At 62.0% G+C, this 23,431-nt stretch carries 22 protein-coding genes and 2 pseudogenes; 15 read left to right on the top strand and 9 right to left on the bottom strand.

The window, feature by feature from the left end; genetic code table 11:
• The first annotated feature begins 140 nt into the window (after window positions 1-140).
• The 3 genes and pseudogenes from B0G82_RS23830 to B0G82_RS23815 all read left to right on the top strand — a co-directional run bounded on the left by B0G82_RS23830 (window position 141) and on the right by B0G82_RS23815 (window position 4,370).
• Complete coding sequence (locus B0G82_RS23830; protein WP_121309256.1) at window positions 141-1,112, top strand: EAL domain-containing protein; 972 nt, start codon at window positions 141-143, stop codon at window positions 1,110-1,112.
• Between the two features lie 56 nt (window positions 1,113-1,168).
• A complete protein-coding gene (locus B0G82_RS23825; protein ID WP_116146008.1) occupies window positions 1,169-3,025 on the top strand; it encodes a diguanylate cyclase in 1,857 nt (618 codons plus the stop codon).
• Between the two features lie 335 nt (window positions 3,026-3,360).
• Window positions 3,361-4,370, top strand: a pseudogene (locus B0G82_RS23815) (IS30 family transposase).
• A gap of 45 nt (window positions 4,371-4,415) precedes the next feature.
• Here the strand turns inward: B0G82_RS23815 and B0G82_RS23810 are convergent.
• From B0G82_RS23810 to B0G82_RS23795, 3 genes are all read right to left on the bottom strand, one after another.
• Window positions 4,416-5,726, bottom strand: coding sequence for an SUMF1/EgtB/PvdO family nonheme iron enzyme (locus tag B0G82_RS23810; RefSeq protein ID WP_121309255.1), 1,311 nt, complete (start codon window positions 5,724-5,726; stop codon window positions 4,416-4,418).
• Window positions 5,727-5,857: 131 nt separating this feature from the next.
• Window positions 5,858-6,514, bottom strand: a complete 657-nt coding sequence (locus tag B0G82_RS23805) for a helix-turn-helix domain-containing protein (protein WP_116123142.1) — start codon at window positions 6,512-6,514, stop codon at window positions 5,858-5,860.
• A gap of 402 nt (window positions 6,515-6,916) precedes the next feature.
• Complete coding sequence (locus B0G82_RS23795) at window positions 6,917-7,384, bottom strand: universal stress protein (protein ID WP_121309253.1); 468 nt, start codon at window positions 7,382-7,384, stop codon at window positions 6,917-6,919.
• 289 nt (window positions 7,385-7,673) lie between these two features.
• Between B0G82_RS23795 and B0G82_RS23790 the strand changes: the two genes are divergently transcribed.
• Window positions 7,674-8,363: a FadR/GntR family transcriptional regulator gene (locus B0G82_RS23790; RefSeq protein WP_116145998.1), complete on the top strand. Its 690-nt coding sequence runs from the start codon at window positions 7,674-7,676 to the stop codon at window positions 8,361-8,363.
• 198 nt (window positions 8,364-8,561) lie between these two features.
• Here the strand turns inward: B0G82_RS23790 and B0G82_RS23785 are convergent, their stop codons facing one another.
• Window positions 8,562-9,155: an acyl-homoserine-lactone synthase gene (locus B0G82_RS23785; protein ID WP_116145997.1), complete on the bottom strand. Its 594-nt coding sequence runs from the start codon at window positions 9,153-9,155 to the stop codon at window positions 8,562-8,564.
• 152 nt (window positions 9,156-9,307) lie between these two features.
• Here B0G82_RS23785 and B0G82_RS23780 point away from each other — a divergent pair, with 152 nt between their 5' ends.
• Window positions 9,308-9,625 carry a hypothetical protein gene (locus tag B0G82_RS23780; RefSeq protein ID WP_106276804.1) on the top strand — a complete coding sequence of 106 codons (318 nt, stop codon included), beginning with the start codon at window positions 9,308-9,310 and terminating at the stop codon, window positions 9,623-9,625.
• Here the strand turns inward: B0G82_RS23780 and B0G82_RS23775 are convergent.
• Entirely contained in the window at window positions 9,609-10,313 is a 705-nt protein-coding gene (locus B0G82_RS23775) for a LuxR family transcriptional regulator (RefSeq protein ID WP_121309252.1), read from the bottom strand. The two genes, B0G82_RS23780 and B0G82_RS23775, sit on opposite strands and share 17 nt — an antisense overlap.
• 586 nt (window positions 10,314-10,899) lie before the next feature.
• Here B0G82_RS23775 and B0G82_RS40590 point away from each other — a divergent pair.
• The 7 genes and pseudogenes from B0G82_RS40590 to araD form a co-directional block, all read left to right on the top strand.
• A pseudogene (locus B0G82_RS40590) lies at window positions 10,900-11,081 on the top strand (dihydrodipicolinate synthase family protein); the annotation flags it as partial.
• A gap of 27 nt (window positions 11,082-11,108) precedes the next feature.
• Complete coding sequence (locus B0G82_RS23765; RefSeq protein WP_121309251.1) at window positions 11,109-12,050, top strand: SMP-30/gluconolactonase/LRE family protein; 942 nt, start codon at window positions 11,109-11,111, stop codon at window positions 12,048-12,050.
• A 239-nt stretch (window positions 12,051-12,289) separates the two neighbouring features.
• Window positions 12,290-13,459 (top strand): extracellular solute-binding protein, encoded by a 1,170-nt coding sequence (locus tag B0G82_RS23760; protein WP_121309250.1) that lies wholly within the window; start codon window positions 12,290-12,292, stop codon window positions 13,457-13,459.
• An 89-nt stretch (window positions 13,460-13,548) separates the two neighbouring features.
• Entirely contained in the window at window positions 13,549-14,628 is a 1,080-nt protein-coding gene (locus tag B0G82_RS23755; RefSeq protein WP_121309249.1) for an ABC transporter ATP-binding protein, read from the top strand.
• On the top strand, window positions 14,625-15,503 hold the full coding sequence (locus B0G82_RS23750; protein WP_116123150.1) for a sugar ABC transporter permease: 879 nt from the start codon (window positions 14,625-14,627) through the stop codon (window positions 15,501-15,503). Before B0G82_RS23755 ends, B0G82_RS23750 begins: the two co-directional genes overlap by 4 nt.
• Window positions 15,503-16,441: an ABC transporter permease gene (locus B0G82_RS23745; RefSeq protein ID WP_121309248.1), complete on the top strand. Its 939-nt coding sequence runs from the start codon at window positions 15,503-15,505 to the stop codon at window positions 16,439-16,441. The genes B0G82_RS23750 and B0G82_RS23745 overlap by 1 nt, the downstream gene beginning before the upstream one ends.
• A gap of 46 nt (window positions 16,442-16,487) precedes the next feature.
• A complete protein-coding gene (gene araD / locus B0G82_RS23740) occupies window positions 16,488-18,248 on the top strand; it encodes an L-arabinonate dehydratase (RefSeq protein WP_121310799.1) in 1,761 nt (586 codons plus the stop codon).
• Window positions 18,249-18,350: 102 nt separating this feature from the next.
• Here araD and B0G82_RS23735 read toward each other — a convergent pair whose 3' ends face one another.
• Together B0G82_RS23735 and B0G82_RS23730 are read right to left on the bottom strand one after the other, a co-directional pair.
• A complete protein-coding gene (locus tag B0G82_RS23735) occupies window positions 18,351-18,956 on the bottom strand; it encodes a short chain dehydrogenase (protein WP_121309247.1) in 606 nt (201 codons plus the stop codon).
• A 216-nt stretch (window positions 18,957-19,172) separates the two neighbouring features.
• Entirely contained in the window at window positions 19,173-19,625 is a 453-nt protein-coding gene (locus B0G82_RS23730; protein ID WP_106277646.1) for a DUF3005 domain-containing protein, read from the bottom strand.
• Between the two features lie 323 nt (window positions 19,626-19,948).
• Between B0G82_RS23730 and B0G82_RS23725 the strand changes: the two genes are divergently transcribed.
• The 3 genes from B0G82_RS23725 (at window position 19,949) to B0G82_RS23715 (ending at window position 22,204) form a co-directional block, all read left to right on the top strand.
• Window positions 19,949-20,182 carry a hypothetical protein gene (locus tag B0G82_RS23725; RefSeq protein ID WP_121309246.1) on the top strand — a complete coding sequence of 78 codons (234 nt, stop codon included), beginning with the start codon at window positions 19,949-19,951 and terminating at the stop codon, window positions 20,180-20,182.
• Between the two features lie 127 nt (window positions 20,183-20,309).
• On the top strand, window positions 20,310-21,236 hold the full coding sequence (epsC, locus tag B0G82_RS23720) for a serine O-acetyltransferase EpsC (protein WP_106276820.1): 927 nt from the start codon (window positions 20,310-20,312) through the stop codon (window positions 21,234-21,236).
• Between the two features lie 146 nt (window positions 21,237-21,382).
• A complete protein-coding gene (locus B0G82_RS23715) occupies window positions 21,383-22,204 on the top strand; it encodes an AraC family transcriptional regulator (RefSeq protein WP_121309245.1) in 822 nt (273 codons plus the stop codon).
• A gap of 3 nt (window positions 22,205-22,207) precedes the next feature.
• Here the strand turns inward: B0G82_RS23715 and B0G82_RS23710 are convergent, their stop codons facing one another.
• Together B0G82_RS23710 and B0G82_RS23705 are read right to left on the bottom strand one after the other, a co-directional pair.
• Complete coding sequence (locus B0G82_RS23710) at window positions 22,208-22,723, bottom strand: metal-dependent hydrolase (protein WP_121309244.1); 516 nt, start codon at window positions 22,721-22,723, stop codon at window positions 22,208-22,210.
• A gap of 138 nt (window positions 22,724-22,861) precedes the next feature.
• A complete protein-coding gene (locus B0G82_RS23705) occupies window positions 22,862-23,332 on the bottom strand; it encodes a hypothetical protein (protein ID WP_121309243.1) in 471 nt (156 codons plus the stop codon).
• Between the last annotated feature and the right edge of the window lie 99 nt (window positions 23,333-23,431).

The following is a 23,431-nucleotide window of genomic DNA, read 5'->3' as shown; positions in this document are numbered from 1 at the left end:
GCGTGTGACGATGATCCTGATACGCAAGTTTTGATACGTAGCTGTTACTCGTTTTCCAAACGCAGTCAGGTCATAGTACGCAAAACAGATAACGGTGCGAAAGCAACGCCATGCGATTTTTCCCACGCTGCAGAGCACGAATGCGCCGGCTGCGACCTGTATTCGAAGGGCATCTTGAAGTGAGGGTGATTGTTGCCGCTGCGTTGGGCGCGGCCGGCTTCCTCGGGGCCAGCCTGATCGCATCTCGAGAAGCCGTGGTGCTGTTTGTCGCTCTACCGGCTTGCCTCGCGGCTCTGTACGTCGGTCACCTGGTTCGCCCAAAAACAAGATTGCGGCGTGCGGCGCGCATCGGTCTTCGCCGCGGGGAGTTCCATGTTGTCTATCAGCCCATTGTGGACATCCGCACGCGAGATTGCGTCGGCATGGAAGCCCTGCTCCGGTGGGACCATCCAACGTTCGGAGCTGGGGGCCCTGGGCAGTTCATTGGAGAACTTGAAGGCACGCGTCTGCTCTGCGCGTTGACCCGTTTCGTGCTGCGCGAGGCGAATAGCGCACTGGCCCAACTGCCGTTTGCTCAGCACTGGCATATATCGGTAAATATCTGCGCCCGGCATCTGATGGAAGACTGCTTTGTCAAGGACATCTGTGAGTCCGCCGGTCCGATAATGGAGCGTCTCGTTCTGGAACTCACCGAGCGCAGTTGCGTCGAGCGTACGCCGCGCGTTGTCAGGGCGCTTGGCCATTTGAGGCAACGCCATGTACGCCTCTCACTCGACGATTTCGGCACCGGTTTCAGCAATCTGGACTTACTCGCGGACTTCCGGTTCGACCACGTGAAAGTAGACCGGAGATTTTTGGCCATGCGCGGCGAAGCGCGCATCCATTTTCTGAAGTCAATCGCTGCGCTGGTGCATTCACTTGGTGCGAAAGTTGTCGTGGAAGGCGTGGAGAGCGCTGCAGAACACGATGTGGTCCAGCGCTCGGGAATCGACCTCGCGCAGGGATACTGGTATGGGAAGCCGATGGCAATCGATCAACTTCGCGCGTTTGCGTCGGCGAAGACGTCGATAAGCGCGTTACACAATCTGTCCGGAACGGAGCATGGAGCGTGAAAGACGAATGCATCATGGATTCGCAGCAGCAGCAACGATAACCAACCAGCGCCACCATGCCACCAGAAAACGACTACGATCAGTACTTTGAACGCGTGACCCGGATTGCCGCACGCGCGCTGAATTTACCATTATCCGTTATATGTCTCGACAGTTTGGGCCAGCCACAAGTCATAGGCGCCAACAACTGCGATCGAGACGTCGTAGCCCAAGTGGCGAAGTACTATAGCCGGACGCTCCAATGCGAGGAACCGTTCGTTGTCAGGGATACGTTGTCTGATGCGGAGCTTGCGCAGGGGTCACTGGCAACCAGCGAATGGGGGATCCGTTTTTTCGCCGGCATTGCGCTGCGTCTACCGTGCGGCAAACCCATCGGTATGCTATGTGTGATGCACTCGATGCCGCGGCGCTTCTCACGCCAACAGCGTCAGATGCTGGTAGACCTGGGGCAAATGATCGAGCACGAAGTTGGCCTGCGCAAGCTGGACAGCTCCGATCGTTTGCAGGTGCTTCAGGCCATTGACCGGCTTCAGGCGCAGCACGCACTGTACGTCGAGACGTTCCATCGGACACCGGTCGCTATCGCGCATATCGGAAGGGACTGGGAGTGGCGGCACATGAATGATGCCTGCGTGAAATTCTTCGCGCACTCGCGCGCTCCGCTGACGAAAACGAACATACTCGATCTGCTGCATGCGAGCGACCGGACCAACCTTCAAGAGGCTGTACAGGCACTTGAGCGTGGACGTGGAGTCGAGGTCCTGACGCTCGATGTAACGTTCCGGCTACGCAACAAGCAAAGTAAGCCAGCGCGAGTGCAAGTGGCACTGGAGCAGACGACGTCGATGCGCGACGGAGGCTGGCTGTTTGTCATTCACGATACCGAGGCGGAGCAACGAGAAAAGGCCGCGCGCGATGCGCGGGAGGCTGAACTGCATCGGGGAGCACATGAGGCTTCGGAAGTTCTGCGCAGGGCGCATGAGCAACTGACGACCGCCGAGCGACAATTGGGAGCCACGCGGGTAGATTTGCGCGCCATCGCTGACAATCTGCCGGTGCTGGTCGCTTACGTCGACGGTGAGCGACGTTATCGGTTCGCCAACTCAACCTATCGCGAGTGGCTGGGGGTGGACCCGGAGGAGATCGTGGGACGGCTCACCCGTGAGGTTCTCGACGCTGACTTTTTTGCTGCCATCGAGCCGTACGTCCAGCGCGTGCTCAACGGCGAAAGGGTCGAATACGAGGTTGGAGCGACGCTTAACGGGAGTCGACGTGTCCTGCGTGGTGTGCTGGTGCCGCGTCGCGTGCACGATCAGTCTGCCGATGGGTACTACCTGCTGGTGCACGATGTGACCGAGCGAACGGCGTTGCTCGATCGCCTGCGGCATCAGGCGTTCCACGACGCGCTGACCGGCCTGCCTAACAGACGCTCGTTCCTCGAGAGGCTGGATGAGGCGTGCGCAGCAGGTGGCGACGGTGTGGCTGCCATCATGTTTATCGACCTGGACGGCTTCAAGGCCGTGAATGATACATACGGGCATCAGTGCGGCGACGAAGTACTGGTTGAAACCGCGCGCCGGATCAGCCGTTGCGTGCGTGGCGGGGATCTGGTCGCGCGGCATGCCGGGGATGAGTTCACGGTGCTGCTGACCGGCCCTGCAATCGATCGTGCTGCACTGGAGAGAATTGCACGTGCAATCCTGCTGACACTGAGCCAGCCCGTAACGATTGGGGCGGAGGTCATCCAGTTATCGGCCAGTATTGGCATGCTGCTGCGCGGCCAGGCAGCTTCATTGAGCGGGGAAGCCTTGTTACGCGCGGCGGATGCCGCAATGTATCGTGCGAAGGTCGCGGGCAAGGCGCGTATAGTCGTGCATGAGCTTCACGATTCACGGATCGGCGTGCCGGGTTGAGATCAACGCCCGTCTCATGCGTGCTGAACCGGACCGGCCAGCTTTGCGCCGCATCGCGATTCATCGGCGCACAGGGCGCCTAGTGTCGCGACCGCTTTATCGAGCCGTGCCGACCACGGGTATCCATAGTTCAGACGCACACGGTGTCGGAAGGCGCCATCCGCAGAGAAGATAGCTCCCGGTGCGACGCTGATGCCACTATTGAGGGCAGCCTGGAAGAGCTGTATCGAGTCTACGTGATCCGGTAGCGCCACCCATGTGAAATAACCTGTGTGATTCATACACATGGCGGCCTCAAATCTGAAGTGCAACACCGTTTCGTATCAGGTGTTGCGATGCACGAAAGAACGCAGTACCAGCAACTACAACCTGAAGAGTGCCTGACCATTGCAAGCCTGCATCTGCAGGGTTCGAGTATCCGGGCCATGGCCCGGATACTCGGGCGCTCGCCGGCCACCGTTAGCCGTGAACTGACGCGAAACGGCTCGCCAGCAGGCTACGCATCGGTAGCGGCTGAAGCGCTCAGCGCCTCACGCCGCCCCACAAAGCTTTGCCTGCAAAGCGTCTGCTGGCGTATCGTTCTCACCACTGCTTGAGTGGAAATGGTCACCCCAGCAGATATCGGGCACACTGAAACGTATGTATCCAACCGACCCGACCCAGCAGGTTTCGCACGAAACCATCTACACGGCCATCTACGCCCAGCCGCGCGGCGAACTGCGCCGTCAGCTCATTGCCTGCCTGCGCCATGGTCACAGCACGCGCATGCCGCGCACACGCGGCACAGACCGACGCGGACAGATTCCCGACATGGTCAGTATTCATGGGCGGCCCGCCCGAAATCGAGGACCGACTGCTGCCCAGACACTGGGAAGACGACTTCATCAAGGGCGCGGGCAACCAGTCCTCGGTCGGCGTTCTGGTTGAACGGACCAGCCGCCTGGTGCTGCTCGCAAAGATGGAAGACGCCACCGCAGCTTCAGCGCTGGCGGCGTTCTCCGCCAAACTCAACTCGATTGTCGCGCCACTGCGGCAGAGCTTCACTTATGACCAGGGCAAAGAAATGTCGCGTAACAAGGAGCTCACGGCCGCAACCGGCGTGAACGTGTACTTTTGCGACCCGCACAGTCCCTGGCAGCGCGGCACTTGCGAAAACACCAACGGGCTGCTGTGACAGTATCTGCCCAAAGGCACCGACCTTTCGGTCTACAGTCAAGACGAACTCGACGCCATCGCCGACAGTCTGAATAGCCGGCCTCGTGCAACTCACAACTTCCATTCGCCATTCGAGGTCTTCACCGCGACCCTCGCATCAGCAAGTCAACCTCAAAGCTCTAAACATTAATCCCGCTGTTGCGCTTCACCCTTGAAACCGCCCTTTATTTGTCAATCACCTCACACACCGAAATCCCGCATACACATACTGATAGTGCGGCTGGAACCAATTCCGGAAAGCCGGCCGTAGCATGCACTGCGCGGTGCGTGCCGAACCGCCTTTGATCACATAGTGCTGGCCATCGAAAAAGTTGGCCGAATAGCCCAGATAAAATGGAAAAGCTTCGAAGCCAGGCAACGCATCGAACACCGTCGAGGTCCACTCCCAGCCGTTGCCGAATTGTCCTTCCACACCGAACGCGCTGACGTTGTCCGGATACTCGTCTACCGGTTGCGGATCCCAGCTGCGAAAATCGAAATTTCCCGACGCGGCGTGCGGCGCGCCTTGTGCCGCACGTTGCCATTGCGCTTCGGTTGGCAATGCTTTGCCTGCCCAGCGTGCGTACGCACTGGCTTCGGCGTGGCTCACATACGCGGGCCAGTCGAGCGGCAGCGGCACCTCATCGAACATGGTGCGAAATGTCCAAGCGCTAGCCTCGCCGCCTGCATCGTGCCGGGACCAGCACGCAGGATGCTCGATGTGCTCGGCTTCTTTCCACGCCCAATCCTTCTCCGACCACCACTTCGGTTCGCGATAGCCGCCTGCCTCGATGAACTCGCGGAATGCGCCGTTCGTAACCATATGGCGGTCGATTTCAAAGGCGGGCACCTCGGCCTGCATTTCGCCGAACTCGTTGTCCCAACCGAACCGTCCACCGTCGCGTGGCATGCCGAGTACAGTTGTGCCGGCCGGTACGCTGACCATCGAAGACAACGCGTCCCGTGGTTCCCCACGCGTCACGACAGGCTCGCGCAATTCCGTGACCTTCTGCGCAAGCGGTAACTGATGGAGCATGTACGCCAGCGTTTCAGCATGCATTAACCGATGCTCGATCGCCACGTTCAACAATTGCTCCGAGGCGTCGGCCTGGGCACCGGTGCGGTCGAGTTGCGCGGCGTGTGTCAGCGCGTCGAGCTCACGGTCGATCTGCTCGCGCGCACGCGAGCCGTAGCCGCGAACGACGTCGAGCGACGGCCAGTCACTCGGTTGATCGGTCGGAAAGCCGCCGTCGACGGGATCGATGCCGAAGGCAAAAAGCTGGTCGAGATGCGGATCGAACGCCGGCAGATCGCACAGGCGCTGATCGAACAGATTACGATCGAAAGCTTCCAGATGGCCGATATAAAACACAATCCGGTGACGCTCGCGGATCGGCCGTTCATACAGAAACTCAGGTTTCACGATGGAAAACAGTGCGTCAGTCACTTGACGCGCTTCGATCAGCCGCTGCACGAGCGGGTGATGCGGGGCGGGGTCGCGATTCATTTCGCCGGGTCTCCTTGCGGGGGACGGACTAAAGACTGTACCCGCTCGCAGGAGCCATGCCAAGACGAAAGCGCGTGAAAAAAGGAGTGCGCGAGGGACGGCGGCGGCGCGGGCCGTCTCCCGCCGCAAGCCTAGACTTGCTGCAGACCATCCAGATCGACGATCCGGATGTGCTTGCCCTGTGTGTCGATCAGGCCGCGCTTTTGAAATCTTGACAGGGTGCGGCTTACGGTTTCGAGCGTCATGCCGAGGTAGCTGCCCATGTCCTCGCGTGTCATGCGCAGATTGAATTCCGCCGACGAATAACCTCGCCGCGCGTTCCGTTCGGAGACGTCGAGCAGGAATGCCGCGACCCGTTCGTCCGCCGAGAGCGAACCGAGCACCATCATCTGCGCGGCTTCGCGGACGATCTGTTCGCCCAGCAGCTTGTGCATGCGTTCCTGCATCGAACTGATTTCGCGGCACAGCGACTTGAGCGCAGTGTACGGGACGATGCAGACCGTGCTGTCTTCGAGCGCGAGCGCGCTGCAGGCGTGCACGTCGTCGCTGATGCCGTCGAGGCCGAGCGCTTCGCCCGCGAGCCGCAGACCGGTGACCTGTTCGCGGCCGTCGCGGTGCGCCATGACGGTTTTCATTGAACCGGAGCGCACGGCGTAGATATTGTCGAAGCGGTCGCCGCTGCGATACAGCGCTTCGCCGCGCTGAACGGAGCGCGCGGAACAGATGAGCGTTTCGAGTTTCATCAGTTCGTCGGGCGACAAACCTTGGGGCATGCAGAGCTGCCGCATGGCGCAACTCGAACAGCGAGCGGCGGAACGCGCGCTTGCCCTTGATGGCGCCGCGCGACGGCTGCCGCGCACCGGCAACGAACTTGCGGCGGAGGCCGCGGGTTCGGCAGTGCCGGCGAAGTGCGTAACAGCGATAGGAGTGAGCATGTTCTGCAGCCAGTGGTGGGGTACCGACAGATTGTCCCATCTGCCGCGTCGCCCGCTTCGCGTCAAAATGACACGTTCGGGCAGTCAGGCGTGTTGAGCAATGTCACACCGGCGTTCGTGAATTTGTTGATGGACTGCGATGAAGGGTGAGCAGGCAAGCCCGGCTCATACCCTGGCAGAAGGAGATTGCTTTGCTGATTGAGCGCGCGCGGTCGATACGAGAGGCAATCGCATGGCGCACCAGCGCGGCGCGAATCAATCCGTGGCGCCGGACTTGCCCGCCGCGGACGGAATGAGCAGCACGGGCAGGCTCGCCTGCCGCACGCAGCGCTCGGCGACGCTGCCGAGAATCAGGCGCTGAAAGCCGCGTCGCCCGTGCGTGCCCATGACCAGCAAGTCGGCGTTGAAGTCGGCGGCGGCTTTGAGCACGACCACGGAAACGTCGTCGATCGTGGACGCCTCGCTTACCACCAGGTCGCCTTTCACGCCTTGCTCGGTCATGGCCTTGGCGAACTCGGCGCCGAGTTCCTTGCCTTCCTCGACAAGGCGATTGCGCAAGACGGACGGGTCGTAACCGGGCGCTTCGAAATACATGGGTGTGTTCTCGACCACGTAGAGCGGCTGCAGGACCGCGCCGCTGGATTTGGCGAGCGCGAGCGCTGCTTCGAATGCACGGCGGGAGGTGTTGCTGCCGTCGACCGCTACAAGAATGCGTGTGTACATTTCGACTCCGCGTCTGAAGGATCCGGATGCCGCAGCTGTTTTCAAACGCTGGGCGCAATGACGATCATTGCTGATGCAAGCCTTCATGATCGCCGAAGAACATGCCCTCCACCTGGATGTAAGTCAAACTCTTATCAAATTTTTCGATTGCGTCGGCTGGTTCAGCAAGCGCCGGAGGGCAAGCGTCGACGGGACTTTGCTCCCATTCGCAGCGCATATCCGCGTCCAAGGCGGAGCAAGGTTTGCCTTACAATTACAGTCTACTCAGACAAGTTGCTTCAGTCCGCTGATGAACGAGCGCAAAACGACGGGCTTACCCGACAAGATCTACGGCGACATTCTCAATCGCATTGTCGAAGGCGAGTACAAGGAAGGTGAGCGCTTGCCGACCGAGCATGCGCTGGCCGAGCGTTTTGCGACGTCCAGGCCGACGGTGCGCGAAGCCCTGGCGCGCTTGCGGGCCGACGGCATCATCATGACCCGGCACGGTTCGGGCACGACGGTGGCGCGCCGGCCGGACCCGGACGTGCGCCGCTTCGCCCCGCTCGAAACGCTGTCCGATATCCGTCGCTGCTATGAGTTTCGCATCGTGACAGAAGCGGGCGCCGCGGAGCATGCGGCGCTCAAAGCCGACGCCGACGACATTGCCGCCATCCAGCACGCTTGGGACCAATTGGAACGGATCGTCGAGACGCAAGGGATCGGCGCGAAAGACGACTTCATGTTCCACCTCGCGGTGGCGCGTGCGTCGAAGAACCCGTTTTTCATCACGGTCATGTCGTTCATCGAGGAGCAGATCCTGTTCAGCATGAACCTGTCGCGCAATCTTTCGCTGGTGAAAACGGTGGCGCGGCAGCGGCTCGTGCAGGACGAGCATAGGGCTGTGCTCGACGCGATCCGCCGCAAAGATGCGCGAGGCGCTGCGCACGCCATGCGGGCGCATCTCGAGAACGCGCTCGAGCGCATGTTCGGTTCCTGATCTGCCGCCCGCTCTCGCCGCGCGCCAGGGCGGCGGCGAGTTGCCAAGCTACTTGCCCAATGCGATTCCATGGCGCCCTGGCGCGGCGTCTAACCGCCATTACGCGGCGGCGAACCGGCCGCGCGATAACAGCCAGGCAGCAGGCAGGCAGCAGGCAGGCAGCAGGCAGGCAGCAACTAAAGGGCAACCAGGCGAGCGCTACGCCGCAACGGCCATCGGTCCGAACAGCGCGGTACGAGTCTTCGGACTAACCGCGATATCAAGCGCCACCGCTCGTTCCACGCCGATCTGCAATGGCGACCCGAGCCGGCTGACGTCGATGCCGGTCTTGCGCAGCAGCCGCTCGATCGGCGTCGTGGTCACCGTGACATACCGCGTGATGCCCATCTGGTCGGCGAACGTCACCAGTTCGTGGATGGCCTGCATGGTCAAATCCGCAAAGCCGAACGATTGCTCCTCGCCGATGGTTTCGATCGCGAACCGGCTCAATTCCCAGATGTGCCGCCCTACCGGCGCCGCCGCGCCATGCAGCAACTGCGGGAAGGTGTCTTTCAGCATATTGGGCCCCTCGGTCGGCATCAGGCGCCAACAGCCGCGCACTTGCCCGTCGTCGGCCTGGATCAGCATGTAGTGCGGACCGAGCGCGTCATAGCCGTCGATCTCCATGCCCGCGATGGTCGGGATTTCCCATCCGAGCCGCCCATGAAACACCCGCGCCCGCAGGCGGTACATCTCGTTGATATCCGCGTTGTCGAATTCCTGACGCATTCCAATCCGGATTGCTGTTTGCATGACGTTCTCCTGAACGTGTTGGGGTACCCAATACGCAAGAAAACTTATGCATTTTGAATGTTTCTGCCACCTACCTACCTGGATAGGTGTGCATGCTTATCGGGTAACGCAAAATTCGAGACAAGCACTGCACTCAACCGACAGGACCGAAAATGGAACTCCTCGAAAATCATTGGCAACCGCAAACCGGCCTTCAAACCCGCCCGGCGGAGCCGTCCACGGCGGTGGACCGGGTTCTGATCATTGCTTACCGCAAAAAGAAAAAAGAAAGCCAACGCCGCTTCTGGGCCCGCTTCGGCGTAACGCAGTCGCGCGGCAGCCGGTTCGAATCGGGTGCTGAAATCCCGGCGCCGGTCTCGATCCTGCTGGGTCTGTATTTCACCAAAACCGTTTCCGACGCCGATCTGGGCCGTGCCGAGCGCGTGCTGTACAGCCGCGACGCCGCCGCCTTGCTCAACCCGGGTCAATAAGCCCGAGTTGCGCTGCGATCACGGCCGCCGCACGCCGCGAATTCACACCGAATTTCGTTCTGATGTTCTTCATGTGGAAGTTCACCACGGCTTCCGAACAGTTCAGGATGTGGGAGATTTCCCAGGTGGATTTGCCGCGTGCGGTCCATTTCAGGCATTCGCGTTCGCGCGGCGTCAGTTTGGGCATTAAAGACTGAGCGTGCGTATTCAAATGCCGCTGACTCGTGTCGATTACCAGGTCGCGCAATAACACCAGATTCGGCAATGCCACGTTGATATGGCGCCAGAATTCATCGTTGGGATTGTTGTCGTTGACGAAGCACATCATGCCGGCTTCCTGGTTCGGCCCGTGAATCGGCAATGTCACGCCGGAACGCAATCCGTGCGAACGGGCTTCCTCGTACATGGAAAGCTGCGCCGCGGTCGTGAAAATGTCCGGTGACCAGATCAGCGGCGTGGCGCGTGTCGCGCAATGCGCGACGGTCGGGTCGATGTGAACCAGTCCCTGCTCGTCATAAGTACGGCGCCACGTGGACGCGTACGTGCTGCGCACATAGGCGTCTTCCAGGCGAATGGTCGGACGCGGCAGCATGGCGATCAAAAGCTTGTCGAAGCCCCACGTCTCGGCGAGGCCCGCGATTGCACCGAACCATTCCGTTTCGTCGGCGGCGTTCAGTAGCGGTGCCATCTGCTCGATAAAATGTAGCGACAATTTTCACTCTCTCAGGCTCGCAAACATCCCGTTGCGGTTAATTGCGGTACGGCATTCCGTCCGGTGGTTTTTATCTGCACAATCTATCACCAAAATTTATTTCGCAAAGCGAGAAGTGAATTCTAAACAATGCCAGGCGCGGCGCTCTGGTGAGAATGCGAATGAACCGCTCTTTGTAACTGATTTCTTTGATCGAATTAACATTCACCGATCCTTTATGTGGGTAATTCTCTCGTAGTAGCCGTTTTGATGCCATTCATTGGCAACATTATTGGAAGCATTCCAATTAGCGGTCGCTGCCAAAATTCCGGTCAAAATCGCACTGATTGCCCATCTTGTATGTCCGCAGGTGGGACGGCTGCTGCGAGATAAACGCCACTGCCATAAGCTATATTGTCATACAAAAGCGACATGGCGTAGTTTGCAACGTCCGCACCTCGCGCGAAGATTCGCCGGACCGTGCTTGTCATCAGGTTGTTTGACAACATTCGCAGCCCAACCGCGAGCGGTCAAAAGGGTGGTCGCGAGGGGGCGCAACGTCTTTACGAGGCTTCTTGCCCCTCAAAACTTGCGCGACGAGATCTCACTGATTCCCGTGCTCCACAGCGCCGTGACGTTTCCAGGATCGCCGACGTCGGGCCGATTTTGCCGTTGCTCAGTTCGACGCCACCCGAGCATCGTGCGAAGATCGAGCACGCCGCGCGGGTGCTGCTCGCGTTAGAGCATGAGTTCCGCGCAAGCTAACCCTACCTCGAGCCTTGAACCGCCAGCATGACCGACAACAGCCGACGCTATCCCGATCCCTCCATCCGCGTGCTCGATCCGCGCTTCAAGCCGTTGATCCTGGCTTCCGCGTCCGTCGAGTGCCTGTATCAGGGCGCGCGCTGGTCCGAGGGCCCGGTCTGGTTCGGCGACGGCCGCTATCTGCTGTGGAGCGACATTCCGAACGACCGCATCCTGCGCTGGGATGAACCAAGCGGCACGGTGTCGACCTTTCGCCAGTCGTCGAACAATGCCAACGGCCATACGCGCGACCGTCAGGGCCGTCTCGTCAGCTGCGAGCATCTGACGCGCCGCGTCACGCGCACCGAATACGACGGTTCGATCACCGTGCTCGCCGACCGCTATCGCGGCAAGCGCTTCAATTCGCCGAACGACGTGGTCGTGAAATCGGACGGCTCGATCTGGTTCAGCGATCCGACCTTCGGCATCGACAGTTTCTATGAGGGCGAGCGGCAGGAGTCGGAATTGCCGGCATGCGTGTACCGCGTCGACGGCCAATCGGGCGAAGTCACCGTCGTCGCCGACGACGTGCTCGGCCCCAACGGTCTGGCGTTCTCGCCGGACGAGTCGGTGTTGTATATCGTCGAATCGCGCGGCGAGCCACGCCGCAAAATCCGTGCGTTCGACGTCGACAACAACGGCGGCGCGCTGTCGAACAACCGCGTGCTGATCGACGCCGGTCCGGGCACGCCGGACGGCTTTCGCGTCGATGTCCACGGCAATCTGTGGTGCGGCTGGGGCATGGGCACCGATGAACTCGACGGCGTGCGCGTCTTCACGTCGCAAGGCGAGCCGCTCGGCCACATTGCGCTGCCGGAGCGCTGCGCGAATGTATGTTTCGGCGGGCGGCATCGCAACCGGCTGTTCATGGCGGCAAGCCACGGACTTTATTCGCTCTACGTGAACACGCAAGGCGTGCAAGGCGGCTAGTTGCCGGACAAGTCGTCGTCAGAGTACGTGTTCGACTTCGGGTTTGCCCTCGGATGCAGCGCGCAAGCCATTGAGCGGCAAGGATTCATCAGGAAAACCGCGGTTTTCGGGGGCCGGTTGCCGCCACGAGTATTGGCTTGACATCAGCTGTCCCGCTTCGCTATGTTCCATTGGTAGAAAGACACCGCCAGCAGCGCATTCGACCGGCGGATTTCCATACCAGGAAGCGAGGAGACGCAATGACTGTTTCAGACAGGTTGGCGCTCAGGCTGGTGTCCGTATGTCTCGCGGCGAGCGCCGCTTTCGCATCCGCCGCGCACGCGGCCGACCCGGTCACGCTCAATATCGTCGACGTGGCCGGCGACCTTCAACTCACGCAAAAAGGCTTCGAGGCCTTCAAGGCGAAGTATCCAAACCTCGTCGGCAATCTCACCTTCACGAATGCGCCTGCGCCGCAACTGCCCGGCAAGATCAAGGCGATGCAGGCCGCGGGCCGCTCCGATATCGATCTCGTGCTGACCGGCACCGACGCGCTCGCCGCGGGCATCGAACAGGGTCTATGGATGAAGCTGCTGCCCGAGAACGCGGCGGCGTTCCCCGGCGTGCTCGACAAATACGCGCCGGGTCCGCGCAAGATGCAGGATCTCGCGCAAGGCTACGGGCTCGAAGTCGCGTACATGCCTGCCGGCCCGCTGCTCGAATACAACCCCGCCAAGGTCAGCGACCCGCCGAAGACGCCCGAACAATTGCTGCAATGGTGCAAGGCGCATCCGGACAAACTGATCTATGCACGGCCGGCGAATTCCGGTCCGGGCCGCACGTTCCTGATGGGCTTGCCGTACGTGCTCGGCGACAAGGATCCGCAGGATCCGATTCACGGATGGGACAAGACGTGGGCCTTTCTGAAGCAACTGAACGATTGCATTCCTTACTATCCGGGCGGCACCTCGGCGGTGATGAAGGAGCTCGGCGAAGGCACGCGCGACATGACCGTCACCGTGACAGGCTGGGACATCAATCCGCGCGCGCTCGGCATCGTGCCGGCCGAATTCCGCGTGCAGGCGTTCGACAACATGACGTGGGTGAACGACGCGCACTACATGGTGATTCCGAAAGGCGTGCCGAAGGAAAAACTCGACGTGCTCTACAAGCTGATGAACTTCATGCTCGAGCCGGCGCAGCAGGCCATGACCTATGACGACGGTTATTTCTATCCCGGCCCGGCGATCAAGGGCGTGAGCGTCGAGCAGGCGCCCGCGCACAGCCAGGACGTGCTGAAGAAATACGGCCGGCCGGAGTACGCGAAGCTGCTGGCCGAGCGTCCGCACGTATTGCCGCTGAATGCCGCGGCGATGGTCGCGGCTTTCAAGAAATGGGACACCGAGGTCGGCGCGCAGAAGACCAAGTAGCCTCCGCTCCCGCAGTGCACGCACGCATGCCGTCTCGATCCTCACGTGATCTATGACGGCGTACGCCTCGCGCGTATCAGGAAACCGCCATGAAGCATCACTTTGAACAGTTGCGGCTCGACTCGGTGAGCCGCAGTTTCACGAATGCGGAAGGCCAGGCGATCGCGGCGCTGCGGGGACTCGATCTGACCATCCAGCGTGGCGAGTTCATCGCATTGCTGGGACCGTCCGGTTGCGGCAAATCGACGGCGCTCAATTGCATCGCCGGATTGCAGGCGTTGAGCAGCGGCGGCATCTGGCTCGACGACAAACGCATCGACGTGTTGCCGCCGGAGAAGCGCGGCTTCGGCATGGTGTTTCAGAACTACGCGCTGTTTCCGCATATGAGCGTGCTCGACAACGTCGGCTTTGGTTTGAAGATGCGCGGCATCGGCAAGAGCGAAGCTGTGCGCCGGGTGCGCGAAGCGTTGCAACTCGTGCAACTCGTCGGGCACGAGCGCAAGCTGCCTGGACAACTGTCCGGCGGCCAGCAGCAACGCGTCGCGATTGCGCGCGCGATCGTGATCGAGCCGCCGCTGATCCTGATGGACGAACCGCTGTCGAATCTCGACACCAAGCTACGCATCGAAATGCGCGCGGAGATTCGCCGCATCCATAGCCAGCTCGAGCGCGCGACGCTTTACGTGACGCACGATCAGGACGAGGCGCTGTCCATGGCCGATCGGATCGTCGTGATGAGGGAAGGCGTGGTGCAGCAAGTCGCCACGCCGAAAGAGGTCTATACGCGGCCGCAGAATCTGCACGTCGCGCGCTTCATGGGCTATCGCAACGTGGCCGAGTTCGAACTCGAAGGCACGCAGGGCGAAGGCGTGCTGGTGAGCGCGAACGGTGTGCGTCTGCTTGGCACGCCAATGGCCGGCTTCAACAGCAAACGCGTGAGCGTCGCGCTGCGTCCCGAGGATATGGAGCGCGCCGTGCCCGGCGCGGAGAATGCCTTCGATGCGTTGGTGACGACCGTCGAATACGGCGGCCGCGATTCGCTGCTGCGCGTGAAAACGGCGTTCGGCGATATCTGGGCGCGCGTCGGTGGAGAATTCGAAGAGGGCGAGCGAATCAGCTTGCGCGTGCCGCCGTCGCGCACACTCGTCTACGACGCGGAGACGGCATGAACACGCCCACGCTGTCGCCGCCGCTCGCGCCACGCGACGCCAAGGCGTGGCTCGTCGCGCCGGCGTTGCTGTTCATCGTCGCATTGTTCATCTATCCGTTCGCGTACGGTCTGGTGCTGTCGTTCCGGCCGATGAACGGCGGCGGCCTCTGGGCCAACTATCTGGCCTTCTTCACCGACACGTCGATGTGGCCGACGATCTTCGTCACGCTCAAGCTCTCGGTGCCGGCCACGCTGATCAACGTCGGCGTCTCGGTGCCGGTGGCATTCGCGCTGCGCCGCTACTCGCGCTATCAGAAGTTCGTCACGACGCTGCTGGTGATTCCCGTAACCCTCGGCACCGTGTTGATCGCCGACGGCATGCTCACGTACTTCGGCCCGAACGGCTGGTTTCCGCAGGCGCTCCACGGCCTGCATCTCTATACGCGCGAAGTGCGCCTCACGCATAACTTCTGGGGCGTGCTGATTTCACTGATCGTGTCGGGCTTTCCGTTTGCGTTTTTGTTGACGCTGTCGTACGTGACCGGCATCGACCCGACGCTCGCGGCCGCGGCCGCGACGCTCGGCGCGAGTCCGTGGCAGCAGTTTCGCCGCATCTATCTGCCGCTGCTGGTTCCGGGGTTGACGATGGCGGCGTGTCTGTCGTTCGTGCAGGCGTTTTCGGTATTTCCGTCGGCGGTGCTGCTCGGCGCGCCGGCCGGGCCGACGCGCGTGATGTCGATCGCCGCCGCCGAAGCCGCGTTCGAAAGTTACGACTATTCGCTGGCGTCCGCGATCGCGATGGTCATGGGCTTCGTGCAGTTGCTGGTGGTTGCCGCACTGCTCGGCGCGCGCCGCTTCTTCTACAGCGGTCCGGCCACCGGAGGCAAAGGCTGATGACGACCGATCATCGCGCGGCGCAGCCTTCGTGGTCCGCGCCGGCATCAAAGGATCACGACGACGGTGCGCGCGAGCCGGATAAGCGCGCCGGTCGCACCCGGCAGCGCACCAGCGTGCCAGGCCGCGTCTGGCGCGTGCTGGTGTGGGGCGCGATGGTGTTCTTCCTCGTCAACGTGGTGCTGCTGATCGCGACCGTGGCGGTCAATTCGATCGCGACGCGCTGGTTCGGCACCTTGCTGCCGCAAGGCTTCACGCTGCATTGGTATGCGCAGGCGTGGAGCGACTTCCAGTTGGCGAGCGTATTGTGGGTGACCGTCGAGGTAGTCGGCGCAGTCGTGCTGCTGTCGGTCCTGCTCGGCGTACCGGCGGCGTATGCGCTCGCGCGTGTGCAATTTCCGGGCAAGCGCATCGCGATGCTGATCTTTTTGTTGCCGCTGATGGTGCCGCCCGTCACGTACGGCATTCCCATGGCGACGGTGATGTACAAGGTCGGTCTGGCCGGCACGCTGAGCGGCGTGATTCTGGCCAACCTGGTGCCCGCGCTGCCGTTCGTGATTCTCGTCATGACGCCCTTCATCGAACAGATCGATCCGAATCTCGAAGCGGCGGCGCGTATTTTCGGCGCCAACACGTTCCGCTATTTCCGCTATGTGCTGCTGCCGTTGCTCGTGCCCGGCATGCTGGCGGCGGGCTTGCTGGTGCTGGTGCGCACCATCGGCATGTTCGAGCTGACTTTTTTCACAGCGGGCCCCGCGACGCAAACGCTCGTGGTCGCGCTGTACTACGCTGTCTTTTCAACCGGCGTGCGCGCGCCGCAATCGATCGATGCGATGGCGATGATCTACATGGCGATCACGCTGATCTGGGTGCTGATCGCACTGCAATTCGTGAGCCCGACGCAGATCGTGTCGCGCGTGAAGGAACAGAAGCGCTGAAGGAAGTCCCCTTCGGGGTACGGCGAAAGACATCGTGGAGCTGACGTTGACGAAGAGAAAGAAACCTGAAGAACTGCGCAGCCATCGCTGGTACGGCGTGAACGATCTGCGCTCGTTTGGCCACCGTTCGCGCACCGCGCAAATGGGCTACGACCGCGAGGAATACGCCGGCAAACCGGTCATTGCGATTCTCAACACGTGGAGCGAGATCAACGCGTGCCACACGCACTTCAAGCAGCGTGTCGAGGAAGTAAAGCGCGGCATCTGGCAGGCCGGCGGCTTTCCGGTCGAACTGCCGGTGCAGACGCTCTCCGAGCCGTTCCAGAAGCCCACCACGATGCTGTATCGCAACTTCCTCGCCATGGAAGCCGAAGAAACGCTGCGCTCCTATCCGGCGGACGGCGTGGTGCTGATGGGCGGCTGCGACAAGACCACGCCCGCTTTGCTGATGGGCGCGATCTCGATGGACCTGCCAGCGATCTTTCTGCCCGCCGGCCCGATGCTGCGCGGGAACTGGAACGGCACGACGCTCGGCTCCGGTTCCGACGTCTGGAAATATTGGGCCGAATTGCGCGCGGGCACGATCACGCAAGACGACTGGCAAGGCCTGGAAGGCGGCATTGCGCGCTCGCCGGGGCACTGCATGACCATGGGCACCGCGTCGACCATGACGAGCGCGGCTGAAGCGCTCGGCTTCACGCTGCCCGGTTTCGCGTCGATTCCCGCGGCGGATTCCCGTCATGCGCAGATGGCGGCGAAAACCGGCATGCGCATTGTCGAGATGGTGTGGGAGGACCTCAAGCCCTCCGATCTGCTCACCGCGGGTTCGATCGATAACGCCGTGACCACGTGCCTCGCGCTGTCCGGTTCGACCAACGCGATCGTGCACATGATCGCGCTCGCGCGCCGCGCCGGCATCGAGTTGACGCTCGATCGCTACGACGACATCTCGCGCCACACGCCGGTGCTGGCGAATGTTCGTCCGACCGGTGCGTATCTGATGGAGGACTTTTTCTATGCGGGTGGTTTGCGGGCGTTGCTCGCCGAATTAGGCGAGCTGATCGACCGTTCGCAGAAAACCGTCAACGGCCGCACGCTCGGAGAGAATCTGGAAGGCGCGGAAATTTTCAACGACGACGTGATCCGCCGGCGTGACAAGCCGCTGCTGCCCAACAGCGGGCTCGCGGTGCTACGCGGCAACATCGCGCCCGACGGCGCAGTGATCAAACCGGGCGCCGCCGAACCGCATCTGCTCGTGCATACCGGCCGCGCGGTGGTGTTCAAGGACTACAACGACATGGCCGCGCGCATCGACGACGACGCGCTCGACGTCGACGAGAACAGTGTGATCGTGCTTCAGCATGCGGGACCGGTCGGCGCTCCAGGGATGCCTGAATGGGGGCAATTACCCATCCCGCGAAAATTGCTGCAGAAAGGCGTGCGCGACATGGTGCGTATATCCGATGCGCGGATGAGCGGGACGAGTTACGGCGCGTGCGTGCTGCATGTCGCGCCGGAGTCGTTCATCGGCGGGCCGTTTGCGTTGGTGGAGAGCGGCGACATGATCGAGCTCGACGTGCCGCGACGCAAACTCAACCTGCTGGTGACGGATGATGAACTCGCGCGGCGCAAGGCCGCGTGGGTCAAGCCGGCGCCGCGTTTCACGCGCGGCTACGGCGCGATGCATCAGGTGCATGTGATGCAGGCGAATCAAGGCTGCGATTTCGATTTTCTGCAACGCGGCGGCGCGCAGGCCGCTCCGGATGTGGACGTCGCGAACAACACGGGCGAGCCGGAGATTCACTGAGTCGACGAGGGCCGGCTGGAGCGTGAAACGGCCGCTGCGGAGCGGCTCCAACCCGCAGAGAAGGCGCGATGCGGCTCAAGCGCATCGCGGGAATGCTTCACTTCAATAGCCGACGCGATACACGCGGCCAGTCTGCGCACCTTCCACGCTGCGCAGATAAGCCATTGCCGCGCGTTGCGCCGTTACCGGCTCGAAGCCGCGGAAGTAGGGCGCATAAGCATCCATCGCTTCGGTGAGCACGGTCGGGCTCACCAGGTTGATGCGAATGCCGCGCGGCAATTCGATCGCCGCGCCGCGCACGAAACCTTCGAGTGCCAGATTGACGGTAGTCGCGCTCGCGCCTTGCAAAATGGGTTCGTCAGCGAGGATGCCGCTTGTCAGCGTAAACGAGCCGCCGTCGTTCACATACTGCTGAGCCGCGAACACCACGTTGATCTGGCCCATCAGCTTGTCGCGCAGGCCGACCCAGAATTGTTCGATGCTCATCTCGGGCAACGGACCGAAATACACCCTGCCGGTCGCGGTCACAACGCCATCCACTTTGCCGATCTCGCGAAAGAGCCGCTCGACGCTTGCCGGGTCGGTGCTGTCGACGTGGTATTGCCCGCGCGTCGCGCCCACTTCGATCACTTCATGGCGCGCCTTCAGTTCCGCGCTCACCGCCTGGCCCAGCGTGCCGGTGGCGCCGATCACGACGATCTTTTTCATCTGCTGCTCCGTTGAAGGTTGACGTGCAGTCGATTCTGCCGATGTTTGGCAGAGGGAAACAGCCTCGTCCACGCGCAGGTCCTGCAACCCTGAGTTTCTAATCGAAGTAAAAGCGCGCACCGCGAATCAAACGGTGCGCGCTTCGCAATACACGGATTAATTAGGGCCCGCGCGAGAATTCAAACGCGCAGGCAAATGTGAAGACTGCGCGAATGTTTATTTCACCCGATGTAATTCGATCAGCCTGGTAGGGCGCAAATGATTAAGGGCGTAATGAATGCGGCCGCGGTCCTGCCGGCTGCCGACAGGCCGCGGATCGTCGTATAGATGATCCGCCGAATACGCGCCCTGCGGCGCGACCATGCCTTTGTCGATCACCGTGTAGCCTGGTTCGAGCGCGAGCAGCAGATGATTGCCGCCAACCCGGCTGTCGAAGCCGGCCATGCCGTCGAGCGACTCGGGCACGCTGTTCGTGAGGGTCGCATTGCTGGTGGTGATTTCGTCGGGCGAGATGGGGCTGTGACCCGCTATGCGTGCGGCTTCGAGGTTTTTGCCGTCGGTGTCCACGGTGCTGTCGTGGGTGCGGTCGTTGTGCAATTCCGCGGTGTTCTTGCGGCTCGTGGCCGCCGGTTGTGTCGCGTTCGCTGGCTTGTTGATATCGCTGTTCATCATGCATTCTCCTTTGAAGAGGACATGGTGTGACATGCAGCAAAACCCGTTCCGCCTCGCATAAATCCTGATTCACCTGCCTTCATTGCGCTTTGTCCGCGGTTGCATGCGCGGTGGCGAGTGAGGTATTCGGCTGGCGATGGCGTCCGCGATTCTTTTCGATTTTTTTAATGGACGCGTATTTTCTACAGAGTATGATCTTACTCCGACGAGCGAAGCGCGGTTAAATTGGAAGACATTCGGCCCGGCTATTTCTTGATGGCCGGCAGCACCGTCTGCGCGCCACTCAAAACATTTTACGGGGCCGTCAGGGCGGGTGACACATGCACTTCGATGCTGCATTCACACATCGCGGCTATTTGCTAAATTGCGCACCCGCGCGCGCGGGCGATGGCACTTGGCAACCCTACGTAGTCATCTCCCGCTCGAGCGACGGCGAACTGGTCGCCAATCGCTTTTTTCCCACCGACTTGCGCTTTCGAGAGGAAGCGGCCGCCATCGCCCATGCGCGCGATTGGGCCGTGCGCTGGATCGACGCAAGCAGCGTGACCATCTAAGCACGCCTCCGGCGGGTCATAGCGCGTAGGCTCCGCCGTCGAGCAGGGCTGCGCGAGCCGCGGCAAAACGCGGTAATCTCTCGGCATAATCACTTCGAACCGTGCTCCCGCGCGGCGCTGTCCTTTTATGCCTAACGTGCCTACCCAGAACTGGGGCCTCGAACAGATCGTCGCCGACTTGCGCGCGTCGCGTGAACAACTCCATCGCACGCGGCATCCGCTCGGCATTCGCGAGTTGCCGTCGCGCGAAGCGGTGATCAACATCGTCGCCGGCCTGCGCGCGGCGCTGTTTCCCACGCATTACGGCGCGCCCGATCTGACCGACGAGACCGTCGACTATTACGTCGGCCATACGCTTGAAAGCACGCTCCGGCTGCTCGCGGAACAGATTCGCCGCGCCCTGCGTTTTTTGCCGGAGTTCGGCGAAACGCCGGACGCCGATTTGCAGGCGCGCGCATTCGGCATCGCGCGTGAATTCGGCACGCAATTGCCGGGCATCCGCGCATTGCTGGTCAGCGACATTCAGGCGGCTTTCACCGGTGATCCGGCCGCGCAGCACATCACCGAAATTCTGCTTTGCTATCCGGGCGTGTGGGCGATGACGCATCATCGCCTCGCACATGCGCTGCATCGCCTGGGTGTGCCGTTGCTGGCGCGTTTCATCAACGAGATCGCGCACTCGGCAACCGGAATCGACATTCACCCGGGCGCGACGATCGGGCCGAGCTTCTTTATCGACCATGGCACGGGTGTCGTGATCGGCGAGACGGCGATCATCGGCGAACGCGTGCGCGTGTATCAGGCCGTGACGCTCGGCGCGAAGAGTTTCGCCGCAGACCTCGACGGCACGCTCGTCAAGGGCAACGCGCGCCATCCGATCGTCGAGGACGACGTCGTGATCTACGCCGGTGCGACGATTCTCGGGCGCGTGACGATCGGCCGCGGCTCGGTGATCGGCGGCAATGTGTGGCTCACGCACAGTGTGCCGCCGGGCAGCAGTGTGTCGCAAGGCAAGATCCGCGAGGGCGAGCGGTCCGACGAGGGGCGGCAGTGATACGCGGCCGGGTTCGCGCGTGGCCGCGTGTCCTCATGCAAAGGCGAGCGTGCCGACAACTGGCGGCGGTGATGCACGGCGGCCCGGCTTGCGAATCGCCGCGTGTGCCGATGCGCGAACGTCTTTTTAGCTGCTAAACGAGGACCATGCCGCGCGGCCGCGTCCATATGCCTCGCTGCGCGATCGGCGGCGTCGAAGCCACGGTGGCCGAGACGGCGCATGCGTTTCCGCGTCACTCGCACGACCGTTTCGGCGTCGGTGTAATTGTGAGCGGCGGGCATCGGTCGGCGAGCGGACGTGGGCTCGTCGAAGCGCGCGCCAACGACGCGATCATGGTCAATCCCGGAGAAGTGCACGACGGCAGTCCGCTCGACGAACGCGGACGCGCGTGGCGCATGTTGTATTTCGAACCGTCGATGCTCGTCACGGCCGCGAGCGAGCTGACCGGCGCGGCGGCGCGCGAGCTCGAACTCACGCAGCCGGTCGCGCACGATCCTTTGCTGAAGCGTTTGTTCGAGCGGCTGTTCGCTGTCGCGGTGGAAGCGCCTATCGTGCCGGACGATCTGGCGCGCGAGGAGGCGTTGCTCGAACTGCTTGGGCACGTCGTGCGCGTTCATGCGACGCGGCCAGCACGCTCTCGGTCGACGGATGCGTCGGGTCCGATTGCGCGAGCAAAGGCACGCATCGACGACGACCCTTCTTCACCTCTCACGCTGGCCGATCTCGCCGCCGACACCGGCATGAGCCGTTTCCAGTTGTTGCGCGGTTTCGCGCATGAAATGGGCCTGCCGCCGCACGCGTACCGAATGCAGCGTCGCGTGGTGCTCGCCAGACAATGGATCGCGCGGGGCGCGACGCTTGCCGATGCGGCTGCCGCAGCGGGCTTTGCCGATCAGAGTCATATGACGCGCGCGTTCGTGCGTCTGCTCGGCGTAACGCCCGCCAACTACGCGGCTGCGCTGCGCTGAGGTTCAGCCGATCCGCAAATGCTGGAGCAAGGCCGCGCCGTGCACGCCATGCAACCAGACGTGCTGCCCGATAAACCACGCTGCCGCCCACGAAGCCGCCACGACGATCAGATCGCAGTGGCCGCTATTCCAGAGATTCAACGAGTGCCGCCCGGCAATCCATGGCACGCCTAATGGATTCGGCCAATCGGCGAACAGATGCATCAGGCCGCCACAGGCGAATCCGAACGCCGGCGCGGCATAGAGCGAATGCCCAAGCCAGTGATACGACACCGCGAGCAACGCGAGCCATCCCACGCCCCAATGCGTCAGCGTGCGATGCGTGATCCACAGACGCCGCGCGCGCGACCACCACGCGACCTCCAGCCAGTCCGGCGCCGTGCTCCCAATCACACCTGTGACGAAACTCAACAACACGCCGACATGAAATGAACCGCCGCCGCCGATGCGCGCGACGATCACCGCCGCGATGACGCCGGCCGCAAAACCGGTAGCGTGATGTGCTTTGCTGGATGCCATCGAAACTTACGGCAGAGCGCCGCTTCAGGAACAGAGGGCGGCTATGTTCGCAGATGCGCGGATAAAAAAATAGCCGGCACGCGAGTTAAAAAAATCGCGCGTCGGCGTACCTTCAGATCGCAAGTGTGTGGCCGAAGCTCACGTCGCGCAACGTGCAATATCGAAGCGCATTTCCGGTTCCGGCGGATCGTCCGGCGCGTTGGCAGGATGCATCACCTTGATGACCGAGCCGGCATTCGACGGCGTCAGCGTTACGAAATACGAGTTGTTCGAATCGGAGCCGACGGCGATCTCCGTCGCGCCGCCGACGTGCGACGTGCGCACACGTGACAATCGGCTTTCGAGGCAATCGGCGACATAGGCGGGGGCGCGTTGCGAAGACACGTATATCATCGGCAGGGATGCGTCGCGGGCTGGGCCGCTGGAAGAGCCGCAGCCGGCGAGGGCAGCGAGCGCGGCGGCTGCGGGGGCAAGCAGGAGAAGTCTTTTCATGGTCCGATCGTCGGCGTCCCCGGTCGTACGCGGGAACTTGGGGCGCGGGCGAAGCGCAACGCGATAGAGCGCAACGTCATGCTTCGCGACGAAGCCGCCGTTCAACCGCAACGGCATCGCAACGTTGCAACGTTGCGGCAAGGAAGGCAGCCGGGCTCAGTATACCCATCGGGTTCACGCCTCGTCACTATCCGTGGCGATCGGCATTGTGTCTAA

Origin of the sequence: Paraburkholderia sp. BL17N1, from assembly GCF_003634175.1 — a bacterium.
Classification (GTDB): Bacteria; Pseudomonadota; Gammaproteobacteria; order Burkholderiales; family Burkholderiaceae; genus Paraburkholderia.
This window is presented reverse-complemented; position numbering and strand designations above follow the sequence as displayed.

Coding starts and splice junctions, on each gene's coding strand:
- B0G82_RS23830 (WP_121309256.1), top strand. CDS start 141: ATGCGCCGGCTGCGACCTGTATTCGAAGGGCATCTTGAAGTGAGGGTG.
- B0G82_RS23825 (WP_116146008.1), top strand. CDS start 1,169: ATGCCACCAGAAAACGACTACGATCAGTACTTTGAACGCGTGACCCGG.
- B0G82_RS23810 (WP_121309255.1), bottom strand. CDS start 5,726: ATGAATCGCGACCCCGCCCCGCATCACCCGCTCGTGCAGCGGCTGATC.
- B0G82_RS23805 (WP_116123142.1), bottom strand. CDS start 6,514: ATGCGGCAGCTCTGCATGCCCCAAGGTTTGTCGCCCGACGAACTGATG.
- B0G82_RS23795 (WP_121309253.1), bottom strand. CDS start 7,384: ATGTACACACGCATTCTTGTAGCGGTCGACGGCAGCAACACCTCCCGC.
- B0G82_RS23790 (WP_116145998.1), top strand. CDS start 7,674: ATGAACGAGCGCAAAACGACGGGCTTACCCGACAAGATCTACGGCGAC.
- B0G82_RS23785 (WP_116145997.1), bottom strand. CDS start 9,155: ATGCAAACAGCAATCCGGATTGGAATGCGTCAGGAATTCGACAACGCG.
- B0G82_RS23780 (WP_106276804.1), top strand. CDS start 9,308: ATGGAACTCCTCGAAAATCATTGGCAACCGCAAACCGGCCTTCAAACC.
- B0G82_RS23775 (WP_121309252.1), bottom strand. CDS start 10,313: ATGGCACCGCTACTGAACGCCGCCGACGAAACGGAATGGTTCGGTGCA.
- B0G82_RS23765 (WP_121309251.1), top strand. CDS start 11,109: ATGACCGACAACAGCCGACGCTATCCCGATCCCTCCATCCGCGTGCTC.
- B0G82_RS23760 (WP_121309250.1), top strand. CDS start 12,290: ATGACTGTTTCAGACAGGTTGGCGCTCAGGCTGGTGTCCGTATGTCTC.
- B0G82_RS23755 (WP_121309249.1), top strand. CDS start 13,549: ATGAAGCATCACTTTGAACAGTTGCGGCTCGACTCGGTGAGCCGCAGT.
- B0G82_RS23750 (WP_116123150.1), top strand. CDS start 14,625: ATGAACACGCCCACGCTGTCGCCGCCGCTCGCGCCACGCGACGCCAAG.
- B0G82_RS23745 (WP_121309248.1), top strand. CDS start 15,503: ATGACGACCGATCATCGCGCGGCGCAGCCTTCGTGGTCCGCGCCGGCA.
- B0G82_RS23735 (WP_121309247.1), bottom strand. CDS start 18,956: ATGAAAAAGATCGTCGTGATCGGCGCCACCGGCACGCTGGGCCAGGCG.
- B0G82_RS23730 (WP_106277646.1), bottom strand. CDS start 19,625: ATGAACAGCGATATCAACAAGCCAGCGAACGCGACACAACCGGCGGCC.
- B0G82_RS23725 (WP_121309246.1), top strand. CDS start 19,949: ATGCACTTCGATGCTGCATTCACACATCGCGGCTATTTGCTAAATTGC.
- epsC (WP_106276820.1), top strand. CDS start 20,310: ATGCCTAACGTGCCTACCCAGAACTGGGGCCTCGAACAGATCGTCGCC.
- B0G82_RS23715 (WP_121309245.1), top strand. CDS start 21,383: ATGCCGCGCGGCCGCGTCCATATGCCTCGCTGCGCGATCGGCGGCGTC.
- B0G82_RS23710 (WP_121309244.1), bottom strand. CDS start 22,723: ATGGCATCCAGCAAAGCACATCACGCTACCGGTTTTGCGGCCGGCGTC.
- B0G82_RS23705 (WP_121309243.1), bottom strand. CDS start 23,332: ATGCCGTTGCGGTTGAACGGCGGCTTCGTCGCGAAGCATGACGTTGCG.